Annotated in this window: 17 protein-coding genes and 1 pseudogene; 3 read left to right on the top strand and 15 right to left on the bottom strand. The window is 39.9% G+C overall.

The window, feature by feature from the left end:
- The first annotated feature begins 26 nt into the window (after positions 1-26).
- Positions 27-725, top strand: coding sequence for a glutathione S-transferase family protein (locus Q0Y52_RS00570; protein WP_297816607.1), 699 nt, complete (start codon positions 27-29; stop codon positions 723-725).
- Positions 726-811: 86 nt separating this feature from the next.
- Here Q0Y52_RS00570 and Q0Y52_RS00575 read toward each other — a convergent pair whose 3' ends face one another.
- The 13 genes from Q0Y52_RS00575 to yceD all read right to left on the bottom strand — a co-directional run bounded on the left by Q0Y52_RS00575 (position 812) and on the right by yceD (position 10,671).
- Positions 812-1,585: a TatD family hydrolase gene (locus tag Q0Y52_RS00575; RefSeq protein ID WP_297816609.1), complete on the bottom strand. Its 774-nt coding sequence runs from the start codon at positions 1,583-1,585 to the stop codon at positions 812-814.
- A 33-nt stretch (positions 1,586-1,618) separates the two neighbouring features.
- A complete protein-coding gene (holB, locus tag Q0Y52_RS00580; protein WP_297816611.1) occupies positions 1,619-2,506 on the bottom strand; it encodes a DNA polymerase III subunit delta' in 888 nt (295 codons plus the stop codon).
- The gene (gene tmk, locus Q0Y52_RS00585; RefSeq protein ID WP_297816614.1) at positions 2,507-3,136 is read right to left on the bottom strand and encodes a dTMP kinase; all 630 of its coding nucleotides are present in this window, start codon (positions 3,134-3,136) and stop codon (positions 2,507-2,509) included. It abuts the gene before it with no gap.
- Between the two features lie 11 nt (positions 3,137-3,147).
- On the bottom strand, positions 3,148-4,143 hold the full coding sequence (gene mltG, locus Q0Y52_RS00590) for an endolytic transglycosylase MltG (protein ID WP_297816617.1): 996 nt from the start codon (positions 4,141-4,143) through the stop codon (positions 3,148-3,150).
- The gene (gene pabC, locus Q0Y52_RS00595) at positions 4,143-4,985 is read right to left on the bottom strand and encodes an aminodeoxychorismate lyase (protein ID WP_297816620.1); all 843 of its coding nucleotides are present in this window, start codon (positions 4,983-4,985) and stop codon (positions 4,143-4,145) included. Before pabC ends, mltG begins: the two co-directional genes overlap by 1 nt.
- A 60-nt stretch (positions 4,986-5,045) precedes the next feature.
- Positions 5,046-6,284 carry a beta-ketoacyl-ACP synthase II gene (gene fabF / locus Q0Y52_RS00600; protein WP_297816624.1) on the bottom strand — a complete coding sequence of 413 codons (1,239 nt, stop codon included), beginning with the start codon at positions 6,282-6,284 and terminating at the stop codon, positions 5,046-5,048.
- A 78-nt stretch (positions 6,285-6,362) separates the two neighbouring features.
- Entirely contained in the window at positions 6,363-6,602 is a 240-nt protein-coding gene (gene acpP / locus Q0Y52_RS00605) for an acyl carrier protein (RefSeq protein ID WP_007620501.1), read from the bottom strand.
- A 169-nt stretch (positions 6,603-6,771) separates the two neighbouring features.
- Positions 6,772-7,509 (bottom strand): 3-oxoacyl-ACP reductase FabG, encoded by a 738-nt coding sequence (gene fabG / locus Q0Y52_RS00610; protein WP_297816629.1) that lies wholly within the window; start codon positions 7,507-7,509, stop codon positions 6,772-6,774.
- Between the two features lie 28 nt (positions 7,510-7,537).
- The gene (gene fabD, locus Q0Y52_RS00615) at positions 7,538-8,464 is read right to left on the bottom strand and encodes an ACP S-malonyltransferase (RefSeq protein ID WP_297816632.1); all 927 of its coding nucleotides are present in this window, start codon (positions 8,462-8,464) and stop codon (positions 7,538-7,540) included.
- A 281-nt stretch (positions 8,465-8,745) separates the two neighbouring features.
- The gene (locus Q0Y52_RS00620) at positions 8,746-8,916 is read right to left on the bottom strand and encodes a hypothetical protein (protein ID WP_297816635.1); all 171 of its coding nucleotides are present in this window, start codon (positions 8,914-8,916) and stop codon (positions 8,746-8,748) included.
- Positions 8,917-9,945 (bottom strand): phosphate acyltransferase PlsX, encoded by a 1,029-nt coding sequence (plsX, locus tag Q0Y52_RS00625; RefSeq protein WP_297816638.1) that lies wholly within the window; start codon positions 9,943-9,945, stop codon positions 8,917-8,919.
- 17 nt (positions 9,946-9,962) lie between these two features.
- A complete protein-coding gene (gene rpmF / locus Q0Y52_RS00630) occupies positions 9,963-10,133 on the bottom strand; it encodes a 50S ribosomal protein L32 (protein WP_007635479.1) in 171 nt (56 codons plus the stop codon).
- A gap of 10 nt (positions 10,134-10,143) precedes the next feature.
- Positions 10,144-10,671, bottom strand: coding sequence for a 23S rRNA accumulation protein YceD (yceD, locus tag Q0Y52_RS00635; protein ID WP_297816643.1), 528 nt, complete (start codon positions 10,669-10,671; stop codon positions 10,144-10,146).
- Positions 10,672-10,788: 117 nt separating this feature from the next.
- Between yceD and Q0Y52_RS00640 the strand changes: the two genes are divergently transcribed.
- Positions 10,789-11,394: a nucleoside triphosphate pyrophosphatase gene (locus Q0Y52_RS00640; RefSeq protein ID WP_297816647.1), complete on the top strand. Its 606-nt coding sequence runs from the start codon at positions 10,789-10,791 to the stop codon at positions 11,392-11,394.
- A gap of 31 nt (positions 11,395-11,425) precedes the next feature.
- Here the strand turns inward: Q0Y52_RS00640 and Q0Y52_RS00650 are convergent.
- Together Q0Y52_RS00650 and rluC are read right to left on the bottom strand one after the other, a co-directional pair.
- Positions 11,426-11,988: pseudogene (locus tag Q0Y52_RS00650) on the bottom strand (HAD hydrolase-like protein).
- Positions 11,989-12,019: 31 nt separating this feature from the next.
- Complete coding sequence (rluC, locus tag Q0Y52_RS00655) at positions 12,020-12,973, bottom strand: 23S rRNA pseudouridine(955/2504/2580) synthase RluC (protein ID WP_297816653.1); 954 nt, start codon at positions 12,971-12,973, stop codon at positions 12,020-12,022.
- A gap of 601 nt (positions 12,974-13,574) precedes the next feature.
- Between rluC and rne the strand changes: the two genes are divergently transcribed.
- Positions 13,575-16,430 (top strand): ribonuclease E, encoded by a 2,856-nt coding sequence (rne, locus tag Q0Y52_RS00660; RefSeq protein WP_297816698.1) that lies wholly within the window; start codon positions 13,575-13,577, stop codon positions 16,428-16,430.
- Positions 16,431-16,610 lie beyond the last annotated feature (180 nt).

Below are 16,610 nucleotides of genomic sequence, written 5' to 3' on the forward strand. Positions count from 1 at the left end.
ATTCACTTAGTTTAAGCATAAAAATAATGACTTCTTTCAATACTAGCAAAGCAACCCCAACCTTATGGCATTGCTATAACGCCAGATCCTTACGTCCTTTATGGGCGTTAGAAGAGATGGGCATAGATTATCAATTAAACGTTATGCCATTTCCACCGCGGTTTACCCAAAGAGAATACTTAGAAACCAACCCCCTTGGCACTATTCCATTTTTTGATGACGGCAGAAGTCAAATGACTGAATCTTCCGCAATATGTCAATATTTAGTCGACGTGTACGATAAACCTGAATTTGGCATTGCGGCTGACGATCCTGATTATGCTCATTATTTGAATTTTTTACATCAAAGCGATTCAACCCTGACGTTTCCATTAGCGATTGCTTTAAGGTATCGACATTTAGAGCCAGATGACCGCAAGTTACCTCAAGTAGCAGAAGGTTATATTCGATGGTTTTTGGCACGTCTGCGATGGTTAGAACAACACTTATCCACGGGTCGACTATATTTATGTGGTGAGAGATTCACTGTTGCTGATATCACAGTGGGTTATGCGTTACATTTGGCCACCATTATTGGTCTAAACACACAGTTGAATTCTGATATTTCTGCCTACCTGTCAAGGTTAACAGCAAGAAGTGCTTTTAAAAGATCAATGGAAAAAGGAGTTGAATTGGACCCTTTTAAAACCTTAATCTTACGAGCTGAAATGGGAGAGGCTACTTAATTAAACACCCAAAATAATAAAGTACCCAGTCACAGCGTAATCAACAAGTGCATCAAAGGTGTCAGAGCCATTGATAATCAAAATCCTTAAACTGTTCGTTCAATAGCAAACAAGTTATAAAAATTATCGGTTGTGATCTTGGCTAACTCTTCAACTGTTATGCCTTTTAGATCAGCAATAAACTCCCCGACCTCTCTGACAAACCCTGGTTGATTAGGTTTACCTCTGTACGGTACAGGTGCTAACCAAGGTGAGTCTGTTTCAATTAGCAATTTATCTAGTGGGATTTTTGTAACCACATCTTGCAACTCTGTAGCCGTTTTAAAGGTCACTATGCCAGATATTGATATATACATCCCCAGCTCTATTGCAGCTTGTGCCATTTCCCAGGTTTCGGTAAAACAGTGCAGTACACCTTGGGTTGATGGGTCTTTATGTTGTTTCAGCAAATCAATAGTATCGACCCGAGCATCGCGAGTGTGGATGATCAAAGGTTTATTTAATTTATTGGCCACTTTGATATGGTCGACAAAAGACGTTAACTGTACCGCTTTGGTTTCTGCGCTATAAAAATAATCTAACCCTGTTTCACCAATGGCTACTACGTCCTCGCTATCAGCCATTTGCAAAAGGTCAGCATAACTGCAGGCATCTTCTTGATGTAAAGGATGTACGCCGCAAGATACAGACACGTCTTTGAAGCCTTTGACGGTATCTAACATGGCAGGAAAGTCTTTTACCGATACCGACACACATAAAAAATGTTCAACACCGCGGTTTCTAGCAAAATTGAGTACGTCTGACAGTTCTTCTGGGGTTTTATCTAATCTATCTAGGTGGCAATGTGAATCAACAAACACGAGTTTTTTTCCATTTTAATTGGGTTATAAAGTTTATGCGGCTTTAACTAGCGCCAGCTTATTGAGTAATGCGGTTAATAATAAAGTTTTATTCACCCCAGGATTACGCAATTGTTGGGTGACTTTAATAGCTTGTTCACTTAACTGCCAAACCGATTCTGACATTTGTTCGGTGCATTGCTGCCGTGCCCAGTACTGAGTCCATTTAAGCACTTTATCTGCACTGTCTTGCCAATCCATTGCCAGTTGCATGCTATTTGTTTGCCCTTGTAGCAAAGCTTGTAGTCCTTGGCTAAAGATATCATAGGTAAACTTTTGTTCTTCTTGTAGTTCAGCTAATAACGCCAGTGGTCGGGCACTAAACAACTTTACAAAGTTAATATCAATTTCTCCAGCGTATTGGGTTTTCACCCAAGCTAAGGTTGTGTCCAAATCTGGCAAAGGTAAGGCTAATTTTTCACAGCGACTTTTGATTGTGGCTAAGATACGTTCGGGTTTATCTGTTGTAAGTAACAAAAAGGTATTGGCGGTGGGCTCTTCTAATGTTTTGAGCAATGCATTAGCACTTGATTCGGTCATAGTATGTGCATGATAGATGATCAACACCTTTGCCCCAGACATATGAGCAGAGCTATCTAACTTTTTGATGGCTTCGCGTATCTGATCCACACCAATTTGTTTGTCAGATGCCACTAAATGTAAATCAGGATGGGTGTTTGCTGCATTGAGTAAACAAGACTGACATTGACCACAGACCTTGTCACCCTGCCTATCTTTACATAGAAGCAGCTGGCCTAATTGCATGGTAAAGCTGGCTTTACCGAGCCCTGAAGGCCCTTGAATAAGCAATGCATGGTGCAACTTATTCGTTGTAATCCTATGACTTAATTGTTTAAAAGATGCATCTAACCAAGGGAACACCTAATTCTCCAAAAATTGTTTGATACATATATCAACATCATTATGCACCGCTTGCATACTTTGCATGGTGTTAATCACCTCACAATTAGGATCTTGCTGAGCTAATTGTAAATACCGTTCGCGGGTTCGTTCGAAAAAGCTAAGATCTTCTTGTTCAATACGATCTAGCTCTCCACGACCTTTTGCCCGCTTAAGGCCTTCTTTGGGCTCAACATCCATATACAAGGTAAAATCAGGTCTAAAGTCTTTTAGGGTGATGGCTCTTAGGCTTTGAATCATGTTTTGGTCAATCTGACGGCCGCCACCTTGATATGCTTGGGAGGACATGTCATGTCTGTCACCAAGTACCCAATAACCTTTGGCTAAATTAGGCAGTATTACATTTTGCACTAATTGCGCTCTAGCCGCGTACATTAACAACAACTCAGATTCTACTGTGACGTTTTCATCTTGCCATTCATGTTTAACGATATCTCTAATCGCTTCTGCCATAGGAGTACCACCGGGCTCTCTGGTATTGATCACTGTATAACCAGCCGCTTGAATAGATTGAGTCAATATTGCTACTGCAGTACTTTTCCCAGCGCCTTCCAAACCTTCAATAACGATAAATTTACCTGGTTTTTGCAACTAAGACTCTCTTATTTTTTTAACTGGTATTTACGAACTGCAAGATTGTGTTCTTGCAAAGTTTTTGAAAACTTGTGACTGCCATCGCCTTTAGAAACAAAATACAACTCTTCAGTTGCAACCGGATTAAAAGCAGCATCAATGGCTAATTTACTTGGCATGGCGATAGGAGTTGGAGGTAACCCCTTAATAACATAGGTATTATAGGGCGTAGCTGTTTTCATATCTTTGCGCCGAATATCTCCATCAAAATTATCACCCATACCATAAATAATCGTGGGATCGGTTTGCAAGCGCATCTTCAGATTAAGTCGGTTAACGAATACCCCAGAAATTCGCGGACGCTCTTCTGCAATACCTGTTTCTTTTTCAATGATGGACGCCATAATCAACCCCTCATAGGCAGTATTATACGGTAAATCTAGCGCACGATTCTGCCAAGCACTTTTTAAATATTGTTGCATGTTTACATGAGCACGTTTAACGATTTCAATCGCCTCTGTCTGCGCCACAAAATAATAAGTATCAGGTAATAGATACCCTTCAATTGACTGTTTTGGCAATGATTTAATTAGGATCTCAAGCTGTTGGTTGCACTCATCAGTAAATGTAATTTGAGGATGAGATTTTAAAACTAATAACCATTGCCGCCAATTCAGCCCTTCAACTAAACTAATTGAAAATTGTAATTCTTTGCCTCTAGTAAAAAGCTCTAGTAAATCTAATGCACTCATTGAAGGCAACAATTCGTAAGTGCCAGCTTTGACATTCGCAAGTTCAGGTTGAACTTTCAACCTGATTTTAAGGCCAAAATCATCTGAGATAACCCCTTCCTCTTTTAAGCTATTAAGCAGACCTTTGGCAGATTGACCAGGTTTAACTTGGTACACAGTTGCCTCAGTGAGATTAAGTGATTGATGTACTTCTTTTTCAAAATGAATCAGTATTGCGACAAGAATAATGCCCAATGTCACCACAATAATCGATAACCATTTTACAATTTTCATTAAACTTTTTTCGCATTAAGGTTAATTTTATTCTGAACATAATGCTGAATGTGTTTAGCTTGATCCACAAAATAGTCCTTGCATTGCTGATTGACTGGATTGAACAAATTCACCACTGGTACTAACATCATTAAAGAGTTACAAACAAACATCTGATGGGCATCAAATAAAGCATTAATATCATGCTTAACTACCCGGCATTCCAACCCTTGCTCTTGCATAACAGTCAGCACATGGTTACGCATAACCCCTTCAACTCCTGACTCTGATAGGTCTGCAGTAAACCATACTTCATCTTGATACCAAAAAAGATTACCTATAGATGTTTCAATAATCTTGTTTTGGGTATCACACACAACAGCATCATCATAACCAGTTTGGGCCAATGCATGTTTCACTAAAACTTGCTCTAAACGGTTTAGATGTTTTATGCCTGCTAGCAATGGTTGGTTAGCTAACCTAATTGGACTTATGGTTAGTTTGACACCCTTGGCTTGCCAAAAAGTATAATGGGCTGGGATAGTATGGTGGGTAATAATGAAGCTAGGGTTTACAGCCCCTTCTGGGCTGTACCCTCTGCCACCTGTTCCGCGAGTAATCATCACTTTCACTACGCAGTCGGAAGTAGCTTTCAATGAATCCACAATACAATTTTCTAAGATTGACCATTTATCAAAGTCTATATACAGAGTTTTACAAGCTAATTTCAGACGAACAATATGATCATCAAAAAGTTCGAGGCAGTCGTTTCTGAACGCCATAGTGGTAAAGCAACCATCACCATATTGAAAGGCTCTGTCTGTGATCTCTATATTTTGCTGCTGTTGACCGTTAACAATCATTCATTCTTGCATCTGGAACTCTAAAATATATTTTAATCATACCCAATAGCTAAATTTTGCCTAGTGTTTTTTAAACAACAATGAGCCATTCGTGCCACCAAAACCAAAAGAATTACATAAGGCATATTCCAATTTCGCAGGTCTTGCAGTATGAGCAACAAAATCAAGATCGCAACCTTCGCCCGGATTATCTAAATTGATAGTCGGTGGTGCAATTTGGTCTTGTAATGCCAATATAGTAAATATAGCCTCTACCGACCCTGCAGCTCCAAGTAAATGCCCAATCATCGATTTGGTGGAACTCACCAAAACACTGTTTGCATGTTCACCAAACACATGTTTAATCGCGGCCACTTCAGCCATATCTCCTGCTGGAGTAGAGGTACCGTGTGCATTGATGTAACCAATTTCGTTCACATCGATTTTGGCATCGTTAATAGCGTTGACCATAGCAGCAGCAGCACCTTCTCCATCAGGTGGTGGCGATGTCATATGATAAGCATCACCACTCATGCCAAAACCTACTAGTTCAGCATAAATAGTCGCGCCACGAGCTACCGCATTGTCATAATTTTCTAACATCAAAACGCCAGCCCCCTCGCCCATTACAAAACCATCTCTGTCTTTATCCCAAGGTCGGCTAGCAGCTTCAGGATTATGATTACACGTAGATAAAGCGCGGGCTGCAGCAAAACCACCAATACCTAGGGCACAGACAGTCGACTCAGCGCCACCAGCAATCATCGCATCAGCGTCCCCGTAAGCAATAATGCGGGCAGCAATTCCAATATTGTGAACACCTGTGGTACATGCAGTAACTACGTTGATGTTTGGCCCTTTAAGCCCTTCGAATATCGAAAAGAAGCCCGATATCATATTGGTGATGGTGGCAGGAACGAAAAAAGGTGATATTTTTCGTGGACCTGATTCAAGCATTCGACGATGATTGTCTTCAATTAACCCCAAGCCGCCAATTCCAGAACCGATAGCAACACCGATTCTTGCTGCATTTTGAGAGGTTATTTTTAAACCTGAATTTACAAGGGCTTGTTTGCCTGCTGCGATACCTAGCTGAATAAATCTATCCATCTTTTTGGTTTCTTTTTTGGGGATGTACTGCTCGGCATCAAAGTTTTTGACTTCACCAGCAAATTGAGTGGTGAACGAAGAACAATCAAAGGAAGTAATAGGTGCAATTCCACTTTTTCCGGCGAGAATGTTTTTCCAACTTGAATCTACAGTATTACCGACAGGTGAAAGCATGCCCAGACCGGTCACAACAACGCGACGTTTAGCCACATTGGCCTCCGATTATTATATGAGAGTGTGTGTGTTTTGTGAAGAAACGGTCCAGAGTGGACCGTTTTTTTTAAAATGTTAAGCGTCTTTATTAGCGTTAACGTAGTCAATAGCAGACTGAACAGTTGTAATTTTTTCGGCTTCTTCATCAGGAATTTCAGTATCAAACTCTTCTTCAAGGGCCATTACCAACTCAACAGTGTCTAGTGAGTCCGCACCTAAATCATCAACGAATGAGGCTTCTGGTTTTACTTCTTCTTCTTTAACACCAAGTTGTTCTATGACGATTTTTTTTACACGTTCTTCGATAGTACTCATAATTCTAGTTATCCTTTAAGTCGCTAGATATAAATTTGTGGGTAGTGTATTCAGCTAAGTCACCCCTTGCAAGTGGCAGGGTCAACTTTTTTTCTGGTCTAACCACTCACAGATTAGTAAATATTTATTCGTTTAATAAAGCATCAACAATTATAAACCTTATTACATTTCACCCCATATACATGCCGCCATTGACGTGTATCGTTTCACCAGTGATATATGCAGCATCATCACTTGCTAAAAATCCAACCGTTGCCGCTATTTCTTTAGGATCACCTAAACGGTTTGCTGGAATATCTTTGAATATACTTTCTTTTTGATCATCTGATAATGATTTTGTCATATCCGTATCGATAAAACCTGGAGATACCACATTAATCGTAATACCTCTAGATGCAACTTCACGGGCCATAGACTTACTAAAACCTATCACACCGGCTTTGGCAGCTGCATAATTGGCTTGACCAGCATTACCTGTAGAGCCAACTACAGAACCAATATTAATGATACGTCCTTTGCGTTTTTTCATCATGCCGCGAAGCACTGCTTTGGACATTTTAAAAATGGCGGTTAAATTTGTATCCATAATACTTTGCCATTCGTCATCCTTCATACGCATCAATAAATTATCACGGGTGATCCCAGCATTGTTGACCAGTATATCCACAGCGCCGTGTTTTTCGGTGATCTCAGCCAGTAAGGTTTGCATTGATTCGGGTATGGAAACATCGAGAACTTTACCTTCACCTTCACCTTGCAGATAATCACTGATTGAATGTGCGCCATTTTCAGAAGTTGCAGTACCTATAACAGTTGCTCCATCTGCAGCTAACCGCTCAGCTATCGCTCTACCTATTCCCCTACTTGCACCCGTCACCAATGCAATACTGCCATTTAAACTAGACATACATTCTCTCTACAAAAAAAGTTTTAAATTAAATCAATGAATTAACAGAATCAATACTGTTTATCGCCTTGCAACTTAAGCGATTATCAATACGCTTAGTTAATCCAGTTAATACTTTGCCGGGACCGATTTCTAATAAATTTTCAACCTCAAGATCAGCTAACATAGTCACCGTCTCTGTCCATCTAACTGGACTATACAATTGTTCAACTAGAGCTTGTTTTATCGCATCAGGTTCATTTGGGGAGGCAACATTGACATTATTAATAACGCGGATATTAGGTATATTAAATTGAATATCAGTCAGTAAACTTGCCAGTTTTTTAGCTGCTGGTTTCATTAGGGCACAATGAGAAGGCACACTAACAGCCAATGGTAATGCGCGTTTTGCACCCTGTTCTTTACATAAATTTGCAGCCAGTTCAGCCGCACCTTTATTACCTGCGATCACTATTTGTCCTGGCGAATTAAAATTAACTGCTGCCACAACTTCATGTGTTTCACCTTGTGCCTGATGGCAACTTGCAATTACCTTGTCATCATCCAAGCCAATAATGGCATACATACCACCTGTTCCCGCAGGTACAGCTTGTTGCATAAATTGACCACGAGCTTCAACCAATTTAACAGCATCACTAAAATCTATAACGCCAGCACAAACTAAAGCGGAGTACTCTCCAAGACTATGGCCTGCCAAATATAGCGGCTGGCTGAGTTCTTTTTCGAGTAAAAGTTTATAAATTGCATAACTTGCGGCTAATAAAGCGGGTTGTGTAATATGCGTTTGATTAAGTTTTTGTTCATCATTTTGTACCACATTCCACAAATCATAACCTAAGACTTCGCTGGCTTGTGCAAAAGTCTCTTGAATGATGGCATATTCAGAAGCTAGTTCACTTAACATACCTAAATTTTGGGATCCCTGACCAGGAAAGACCCATGCTTGTTTACTCATAATTGTTTCTCTAAAAATAGTATTTTAATAACATATTAACGCAAATACATAGGCAAAACCGTCATCAAAAGCCACAAGAAAATATTGTTAGCATTCGATCCTACCATCTATTGTATCGGTGTCTATTGCTGTTGATAATGTAACAGAGGAGGTATTACCATATTTCCCAAGGAGCATAACCGTCTATTCAAGTGACATTTCCAATTTTTTGCCAATGCTTTTATACTTTACATTCTTCTTGGTGCAGCTCTAACCAATACAAAGCACAATTTTCCTTCACTTTAAGACCAATAGTCGCGGCTGTTTTTGATGAACGTCTGAAATTCAATTTCTTTAATCCAAGTGCGGTTGGTAATCCATTCATCTAACTTATCAACCACCACAAGCGAGTTTGCATTGGTATTTATAGCATTAAGAAAGTGACTACCACTGCCAATTATTCTGCAATTCATTTATTCGTGGCGTTCCATTAAAACAGCTTCAATTTTATCTTTTATTTTGTCTGGGACTCGCATCTCAACTTGTTCTATCGCCTCACGGATCGCATACAAAAAACTCTCTGACGAGGCGTTACCGTGACTCTTTACTACAATCCCACGTAATCCTATCAAACTAGCACCATTATACTGGTCGGGTTTCATACGTAAATAAATACTACGGAAAAAAGGAATGGCTATGTTTGCCACAATTTTAGACAACCAATTATGCTGTGATGCTTTTCTCACCTCTTGAATAGCGAAATTCACAAGCCCTTCCCACGATTTCATAGCAATATTTCCGACAAAACCATCAGTGACTATCACATCGGCTTTCTGGGAGAAGATATCGTTACCTTCAACATATCCAATATAATTAATGTGTTGGGAATCAGTTAATAACTTAGCAGTCTGTTTAACTTGGTCGTTACCTTTAATTTCTTCTGAGCCTACATTTAATAAAGCCACTTTTGGCTGCTTGATATCAGCGATTTGCTCAGCCAATACCGACCCCATCACAGCGTATTGGAATAACACTTCTGAGTCACAATTAATATTTGCGCCTAAATCCAAAAAATATACTTTGCCATTGTTTATAGTTGGCACCAGTGAAACAAGTGCTGGACGGTCTATACCAGGTAGGGTTTTCAACACATAATTTGCAATGGCAAGTAAAGCACCGGTATTACCGCTACTGATACAAGCATCAGCTTCATTGTTATGAACTAAATCTAATATACGTCGCATCGATGATTGTTTTTTGTAACGTAATGCATGAGCGGGCGCTTCATCCATAGCCACCTGTTGTGGGCAATCACATAACCTGATACGAGCTTGGATATTGGGTAATTGTTTGTTCAGCCACTGAGACATAATTGTCAATGGACCACATAATATAAGATGTAAATGAGGGGTTTTCTGAAGTGCAGTTAATGCAGCGTCAAAAATAATATGGGGGCCGTTATCGCCCCCCATGATATCTAACGCTAAGGTTAGACGACTCAAAATTTTGTCACTTTAAATTAAAGGGATAAAACTTTTTTGCCTTTGTAGTAACCATCAGCAGTCACGTGATGACGTATATGTGTCTCACCTGACGTTGAATCTACAGACAAAGTCGCAGTACCAAGTGCATCGTGTGAACGACGCATACCACGCCTTGAACGAGTTTTCTTACTCTTCTGTACAGCCATTACTTTACTCCTAGTCTCGCTTAAGTTCTTTCAAAACCGCGAACGGGTTTGGACGTTCATCAACAGGTTCAATCTTTCCGAAGCTCATTTCATCGCGCTTTTGTTTGCAATCCTTCTCTGCATGAAGGGCTACAATCGGCAATGATAAAATCAGTTCGTCTTCAAGTGTTTGAAATAAATTGATTTCTCCTTGGTCATTAACCTCAACCGGTTCGTAAACGTCCGGTAACTCATCTTTGTCTTTATCTTTAGCACTCTGCAAGGGGCTAAAACAAAAAGAGACATCCATAGGATATTCAAAGACTTCATTACATCTCTCACAGATAAGTGATGTAGAACATGCCATATGACCTTGAAAATAAGTAAGACCCTGCTCGTCTTTAGCAAACTTAATTTCAACATCAATTTCTTTGGCGATATCAGCAACTGCCCCAAGCAACCTCGGCATTTCAGACGACAGTATAACTCCCCGATAATCGGAGCGTATAGTAGCGTTTTTAACTGGATCAACCAGCTTGGGTAGTTTCACTCTCTGCATAGCGCGCGCATATTATATAAACATCGCAACTTAGTCAAAGAAAATCATAGTTAATGACACTGGGCACTGCATTTTATATGCTTCGACTATTATTTGAAGAGGCAGTATCCAACATCTATGAAAATCATTCTGGCTTCGAGTTCCCCTTACCGCCAAACCATCTTAAAAAAACTGCATATTCCGTTCAGCTGTGCCGCACCCAATATTAATGAGTCCGCGGTATCTGGCGAATCAATTTCTGCTCAAGTAGAACGCTTAGCAAAAGTTAAAGCATTAGCTATAGCTACAATAAAAACTAATATTAAAAGTTATGTTATTGGCACTGATCAATTGGCCAGTTTTAATGGCCAAGTATTAGGCAAACCAGGAGACTTTGCTACAGCCAAACAACAACTGACAATGTTTAGTGGCCAAACTGTCAAGTTTTATACTGGGTTGTGTTTGGTCCATTCAGCTAAAAATCAATTGGCTCAGATAGTAGAAACCTTTGATGTAACATTCAAAACCTTAACCGAGGTTCAAATTTCAACTTATCTGCGCATAGAACAACCTTATGACTGTGCAGGCAGCTTCAAATGTGAAGGATTAGGTATTGCGTTGTTTGAATCACTTAATGGCAGAGATCCAAATACGTTAATTGGTTTACCCTTGATCGCCTTGATAGATTTATTTAACAATATGTCTGTGGACTTATTTGCTTATATGCACAAAAACAATACTTAAGCATGTAGCAATAATTCATTCAGCACATTAATTACCGCCAATGATTTATGTTTCTGTAACTTATCCTCACTATGAACGGGTCCATATTTATTGCTTCGGACATCGCCATGTCATAAGTGGTATCGCCCACCATTAACACCTGATCCGCTGACAAAGTTAATTCAATTAATAATTGTAGCTGCATATCAGGAGAGGATTTACTTAACGCATCATCTGCAGTTCTGAAAGCACTAAAAAGTGTTCTGTATTGGAATGATGTAAATTATGTTCTAACCCCAGGCGTCCTTTTCCAGTGACTACCGCTGATATGTAGCCCTTTTGTTTTAGTTTTAGTTTTAGTTTTAGTTTTACCAATAATTCTATTGCACCGTTAAAAAGTGGACTACTAATTTGTGCATGCTCCCTAAAATGTTTTTTATAGGTGTGAATAAGCTCCATTGCAGTTTTTTCATCGTGGATATTAAATAATTGTTTTAATGCAGGAAGAAGACTAATCCCGATTACATCTTTTGCTTGGTCGTAGTTAGGAACAGGTAGACCCAGATGTTTAGCTGTGGACTGCATGCTCTCAACAATCTTACTGATAGAGTCCATCAGTGTGCCGTCCCAATCAAACACAATGGCTTTATATTTCACTTCTCAGTCTCTTTAACACACTGATCAGACTTAACTCTAAAGGGGCTTTATACGTCACGCGTTCATCTGTATTAGGATGTATAAAGGCCAATGAGTGTGCATGTAAAAATAATCGTTTAAGGCCTATCTTATATGTTCTTTGGTCAAAGTCTTTATTACCGTATCTATTATCAGACGCGATAGGATGGCCGGCATGTAAACAATGTACCCGAATTTGGTGAGTACGCCCGGTAATAGGCGAAGCCTCGACTAAAGTGGCTTGATTGAAGGATTCCAAAATGCGGTAGCGTGTCTCTGAAGGTTTACCTTCTTCGTCAATCAACACAACGCGTTCGCCAGACTTTAAAGTGTTCTTTAACAATGGCGCTTTGACCTTGAAGCGATTAGCTGGCCATTCCCCAGAAACTAATGCTTGATAACGTTTATCTACCTTTCTATCTCTGAGTTGCTCATGAAGATTTTTTAAAGCGGAACGTTTTTTAGCAATCAATAAACAGCCAGACGTGTCCCGGTCAAGTCTGTGTACTAACTCTAAGAAATTTTGCTTTGGGCGTAACGCTCTGAGAGCTTCAATCACCCCAAAACTTAAACCACTGCCACCATGAACAGCCGTGCCTGAAGGTTTATTTAACACAATTAACCACTCATCTTCATACAATATATGGTTTTCTAAGCTCGATACTTTATTGAGATTAGTAGAAGGTAAAGCAGTTGGCTCAGATACTCGGACAGGAGGAATGCGCAACTCATCGTTGGCCTGTAATTTATATTCGGGCTTAACCCGCTTTTTGTTAACTCGTACTTCGCCTTTACGCAAAATACGATAAATGCGGCTTTTAGGCACACCTTTTAAGAAAGTGTGCAAGTAGTTATCTATCCTTTGCCCTTTAAGCTCGGGATCGATAGTAACAAATTGAACTTTTGGGATGGCTAGGTCTTTCATATCCGACCTATTATAGCTGGATTAATGCAGTAAATGTCCAGTATTTTAATGTCTTGCCAGTGTCATAACTTTAATGTGATAATGACTATGTTTTAAAGCATATTTAAAACAAACAGATGGATTAATCAGTTCTGTATGTAAAAACGACCAATTTGTCGTGAAGCGTTTATCTTAGAGCGTAACTTGCAAGCCTATTACGGCTAATCAACTGTGAAGCGAGTAACTTTTCACAAGCTTGATTAAACAGAACCCTTACATCAGCGATACAATTAACCTATTGATCGCCATTGATGTAGAGAATACAAAAGAATTGACAAGATATTTGGATAATGACCAGCCAGACAAGCTCTCATTTTTGAATACAAATAAGTTTTAAATAATTAATAAGTAAGCTAGACCCGTAGTCTTGTTTAGCGCCTATAAAATATAGGTAAAGTGTTTAAAAAATAGTGCTTTAAATAATTAATGCACATAACACTTAGGCTCAAAAAACTTAATTTTAGTATACAGTCGTGAGGCTGAATTGAATAGTTGTCACATTACTGCGTAGTTCTTTACTTGTGGTGATCGGTACTTTACCGAGCTAACAAGAATGAAAAGAATGTTAATCAATGCCACTCAGCTAGAAGAATTGCGAGTTGCACTTGTAGATGGTCAAAAACTGTATGATTTGGATATAGAAAGTCCAGGTCATGAACAAAAAAAATCCAATATATATAAAGGCACGATTACACGCGTTGAGCCGAGCTTAGAAGCTGCGTTTGTTGACTATGGCGCTGATCGTCACGGTTTCCTTCCTTTAAAAGAAATTGCCCGAACTTACTTTCCTCAAGGTTATAGGTTTGAAGGTCGCCCAAATATTAAAGAGGTGATCAAAGAAGGCCAAGAAGTCATTGTTCAAATTGATAAAGAAGAGCGCGGCCAAAAAGGGGCAGCCTTAACCACTTTTATCAGTCTTGCAGGCAGTTACCTAGTATTAATGCCAAACAATCCTCGCGCTGGCGGCGTATCTCGTCGTATTGAAGGCGATGAACGTACTGAATTAAAAGCGGCCTTAAACGGCTTAGATCTCCCAGAAGGCATGGGGTTAATCGTCAGAACCGCTGGTGTAGGTAAAACAACTGAAGAACTTGCATATGATTTAGATTACCTAGTATCAGGTTGGGGCCGAATTAAAGATATGGCTGACTCTCGCCCTGCTCCATTCCTTATCCACCAAGAGAGTGATGTAGTCGTTCGTGCTATTCGTGATTACCTTAGACGTGATATTGGTGAAATTCTCATCGATAATGCCGTTGTACACGAAAGAGCATTAAAACATGTCGAACAGATGCGTCCTGACTATGCTAACCGTGTAAAACTTTATAACGGTGATGTGCCTCTGTTCAGCCACTATCAAATTGAAAGCCAAATCGAATCAGCTTTTCAACGTGAAGTAAGGCTTCCGTCTGGCGGCTCAATAGTGATTGATCCTACTGAAGCGTTGATTTCAATAGACATAAACTCTGCTCGAGCAACTAAAGGTAGCGATATTGAAGAAACAGCCTTTAATACCAATCTTGAAGCGGCAGACGAAATTGCACGTCAATTACGCTTGCGTGATGCCGGCGGATTAGTCGTCATCGATTTTATTGATATGACCCCAGTGCGTCATCAACGTGAAGTTGAAAATCGTATGAAGGACGCAGTCAGGGGTGACAGAGCAAGGGTACAATTAGGTCGTATTTCACGTTTCGGTTTACTAGAAATGTCTCGTCAGCGTTTACGTCCATCTTTAGGTGATTCAGCTAATAATGTTTGTCCAAGATGTAGTGGTCACGGAACGGTTCGTGGAACTGAGTCATTAGCATTATCTGTGCTTCGCATTATGGAAGAAGAAAGTATTAAAGATAATACTGGTCAAATAGAAGCCCAGTTACCGGTTAATGTTGCAACATACTTACTAAATGAAAAGCGTAAGTCTGTTCGCAGCGTTGAAAAACGTCATAGTGTTCAGTTAGTTATTATACCTAATCCTAAGATGGAAACACCGCAGTATAGCGTTGCTCGCAGACGCCCAGATGATGCGGTTCAGGAAATGAGTTATAACCTGCCATTAATTGAGCAAGAAGAAAATATTACTGATAAAAATGTTGCACCAGCGATGGCTAAAGAACAACCTGCGCTGCAAAGTCTTATTGCACCTGAACAGAAAAAAGCATCTACGGGTAAAACTTCATCTCAAACTAAATCAGAAAGTTTATTTGATAAAGTTAGCAAATGGATTTCTCAGTTATTTAAAGCTGAAGAAAAAGTAGTTCCTAAGAAAACGACTCATACACGTAATCAAGGTACTAATCAGCGTCAAAATAGAAATGCTCGCCCAGATAGAAACAAACGTAATAGCAAAAATCATGAGCGTAAAGAGCATGGTGAACAGTCTGCTAATCGTACAGAACGTTCTGCTCGTAAACCTAGAAATGATAACCGTAAGCCCCGCCGCGACGACAAACCTGTAGAGGCAATACAAGATGCAGCTATGGTGTCAAAAAGCACCGCACCATCACCTGCCTCATCTCCGGCACCAGCCAAGAAAAAAGAAAAGGTAGCAGAACGCAGAAAGCGCCGAGATACAAGGCGAAGTGTTAGAGTTGACGATAATAATGATGAACAAAATAAAGTTATCGCCCCTGTTCAAGAAACTCAGACCGACATTATTGAGCAGCCCAAAACAGTCGTTCAAAATAGTACAGTATTAGAGAATACAGCAACTAATGAGCAAAAAACGATTGAAACAGTACCAGTAGACGAAGCATCAGAACTTGTTTCTGAAACCACAGACACACAAGCAGTTACCGAAACCAATAAAGATGAAGAGTCTACAACTCCTACTCGTAGTAGTCGTCGTTCTCCTAGACATATTCGAGCGGCGGGTCAAAAACGTCGTAAAGAAGCGGATGATAAAGACAAACCTTTAAAAACTGAAGCGACGGATGTCACACAAGATGAACTTCAGTTTGATGAACCTGTTGACACACCCGCAGTCGAAACAACACTTGTAGTATCTGAACCTGAAGAAAAACCAGCTCAGGTAGCACTGGAATCAGCGACAAAGTCTGACCAAGGTGTCGATTCACCCGAACCGGCTGCTGAACCTGCAACTACAAGTGAAAATGCAACCGAAAGTATTGTGCCTGCAACTGTTTCTGTAAAAAAACAGATGACTAAGCCAGTCAGAAAAGAGCCCACTAAGAAAGCTCCCAGTAAGACCGCGTCTTTGAAAGTTCCTGCTAAGCCGGCTAAGAAAGAATCAGTGTCTGCTCCTATGGCTCGACCTGCTTCCATTGATGAAGCTTTTGTTGATGTTAAAATCGGTTCTCTGGACGACGCCGCCAGACCAGAAGTTAAACGCTCTGGTAAGTCGTTTTCAAGTTTATCGAATGCAACGGCCGCACCAGCAACACGTCCCGGTTCGTAAACTAGTCAATTAGATACTCGCAAGAGTTTAGAAAATGCCGCAAGACTTCACTGACTTGCGGTATTTTATTGATAGTCTAAGTGCTATTGTGTGTTGTTTACTGTATCCTCCCGCGACTATTTTAAGCTGTTTAAAATTTAAGCTATGTCTGACAATATCTACAATTTTCCAGACAAATAA

It is taken from the genome of uncultured Paraglaciecola sp., assembly GCF_943787955.1.
In the GTDB taxonomy this organism is placed as follows: Bacteria; Pseudomonadota; Gammaproteobacteria; order Enterobacterales; family Alteromonadaceae; genus Paraglaciecola.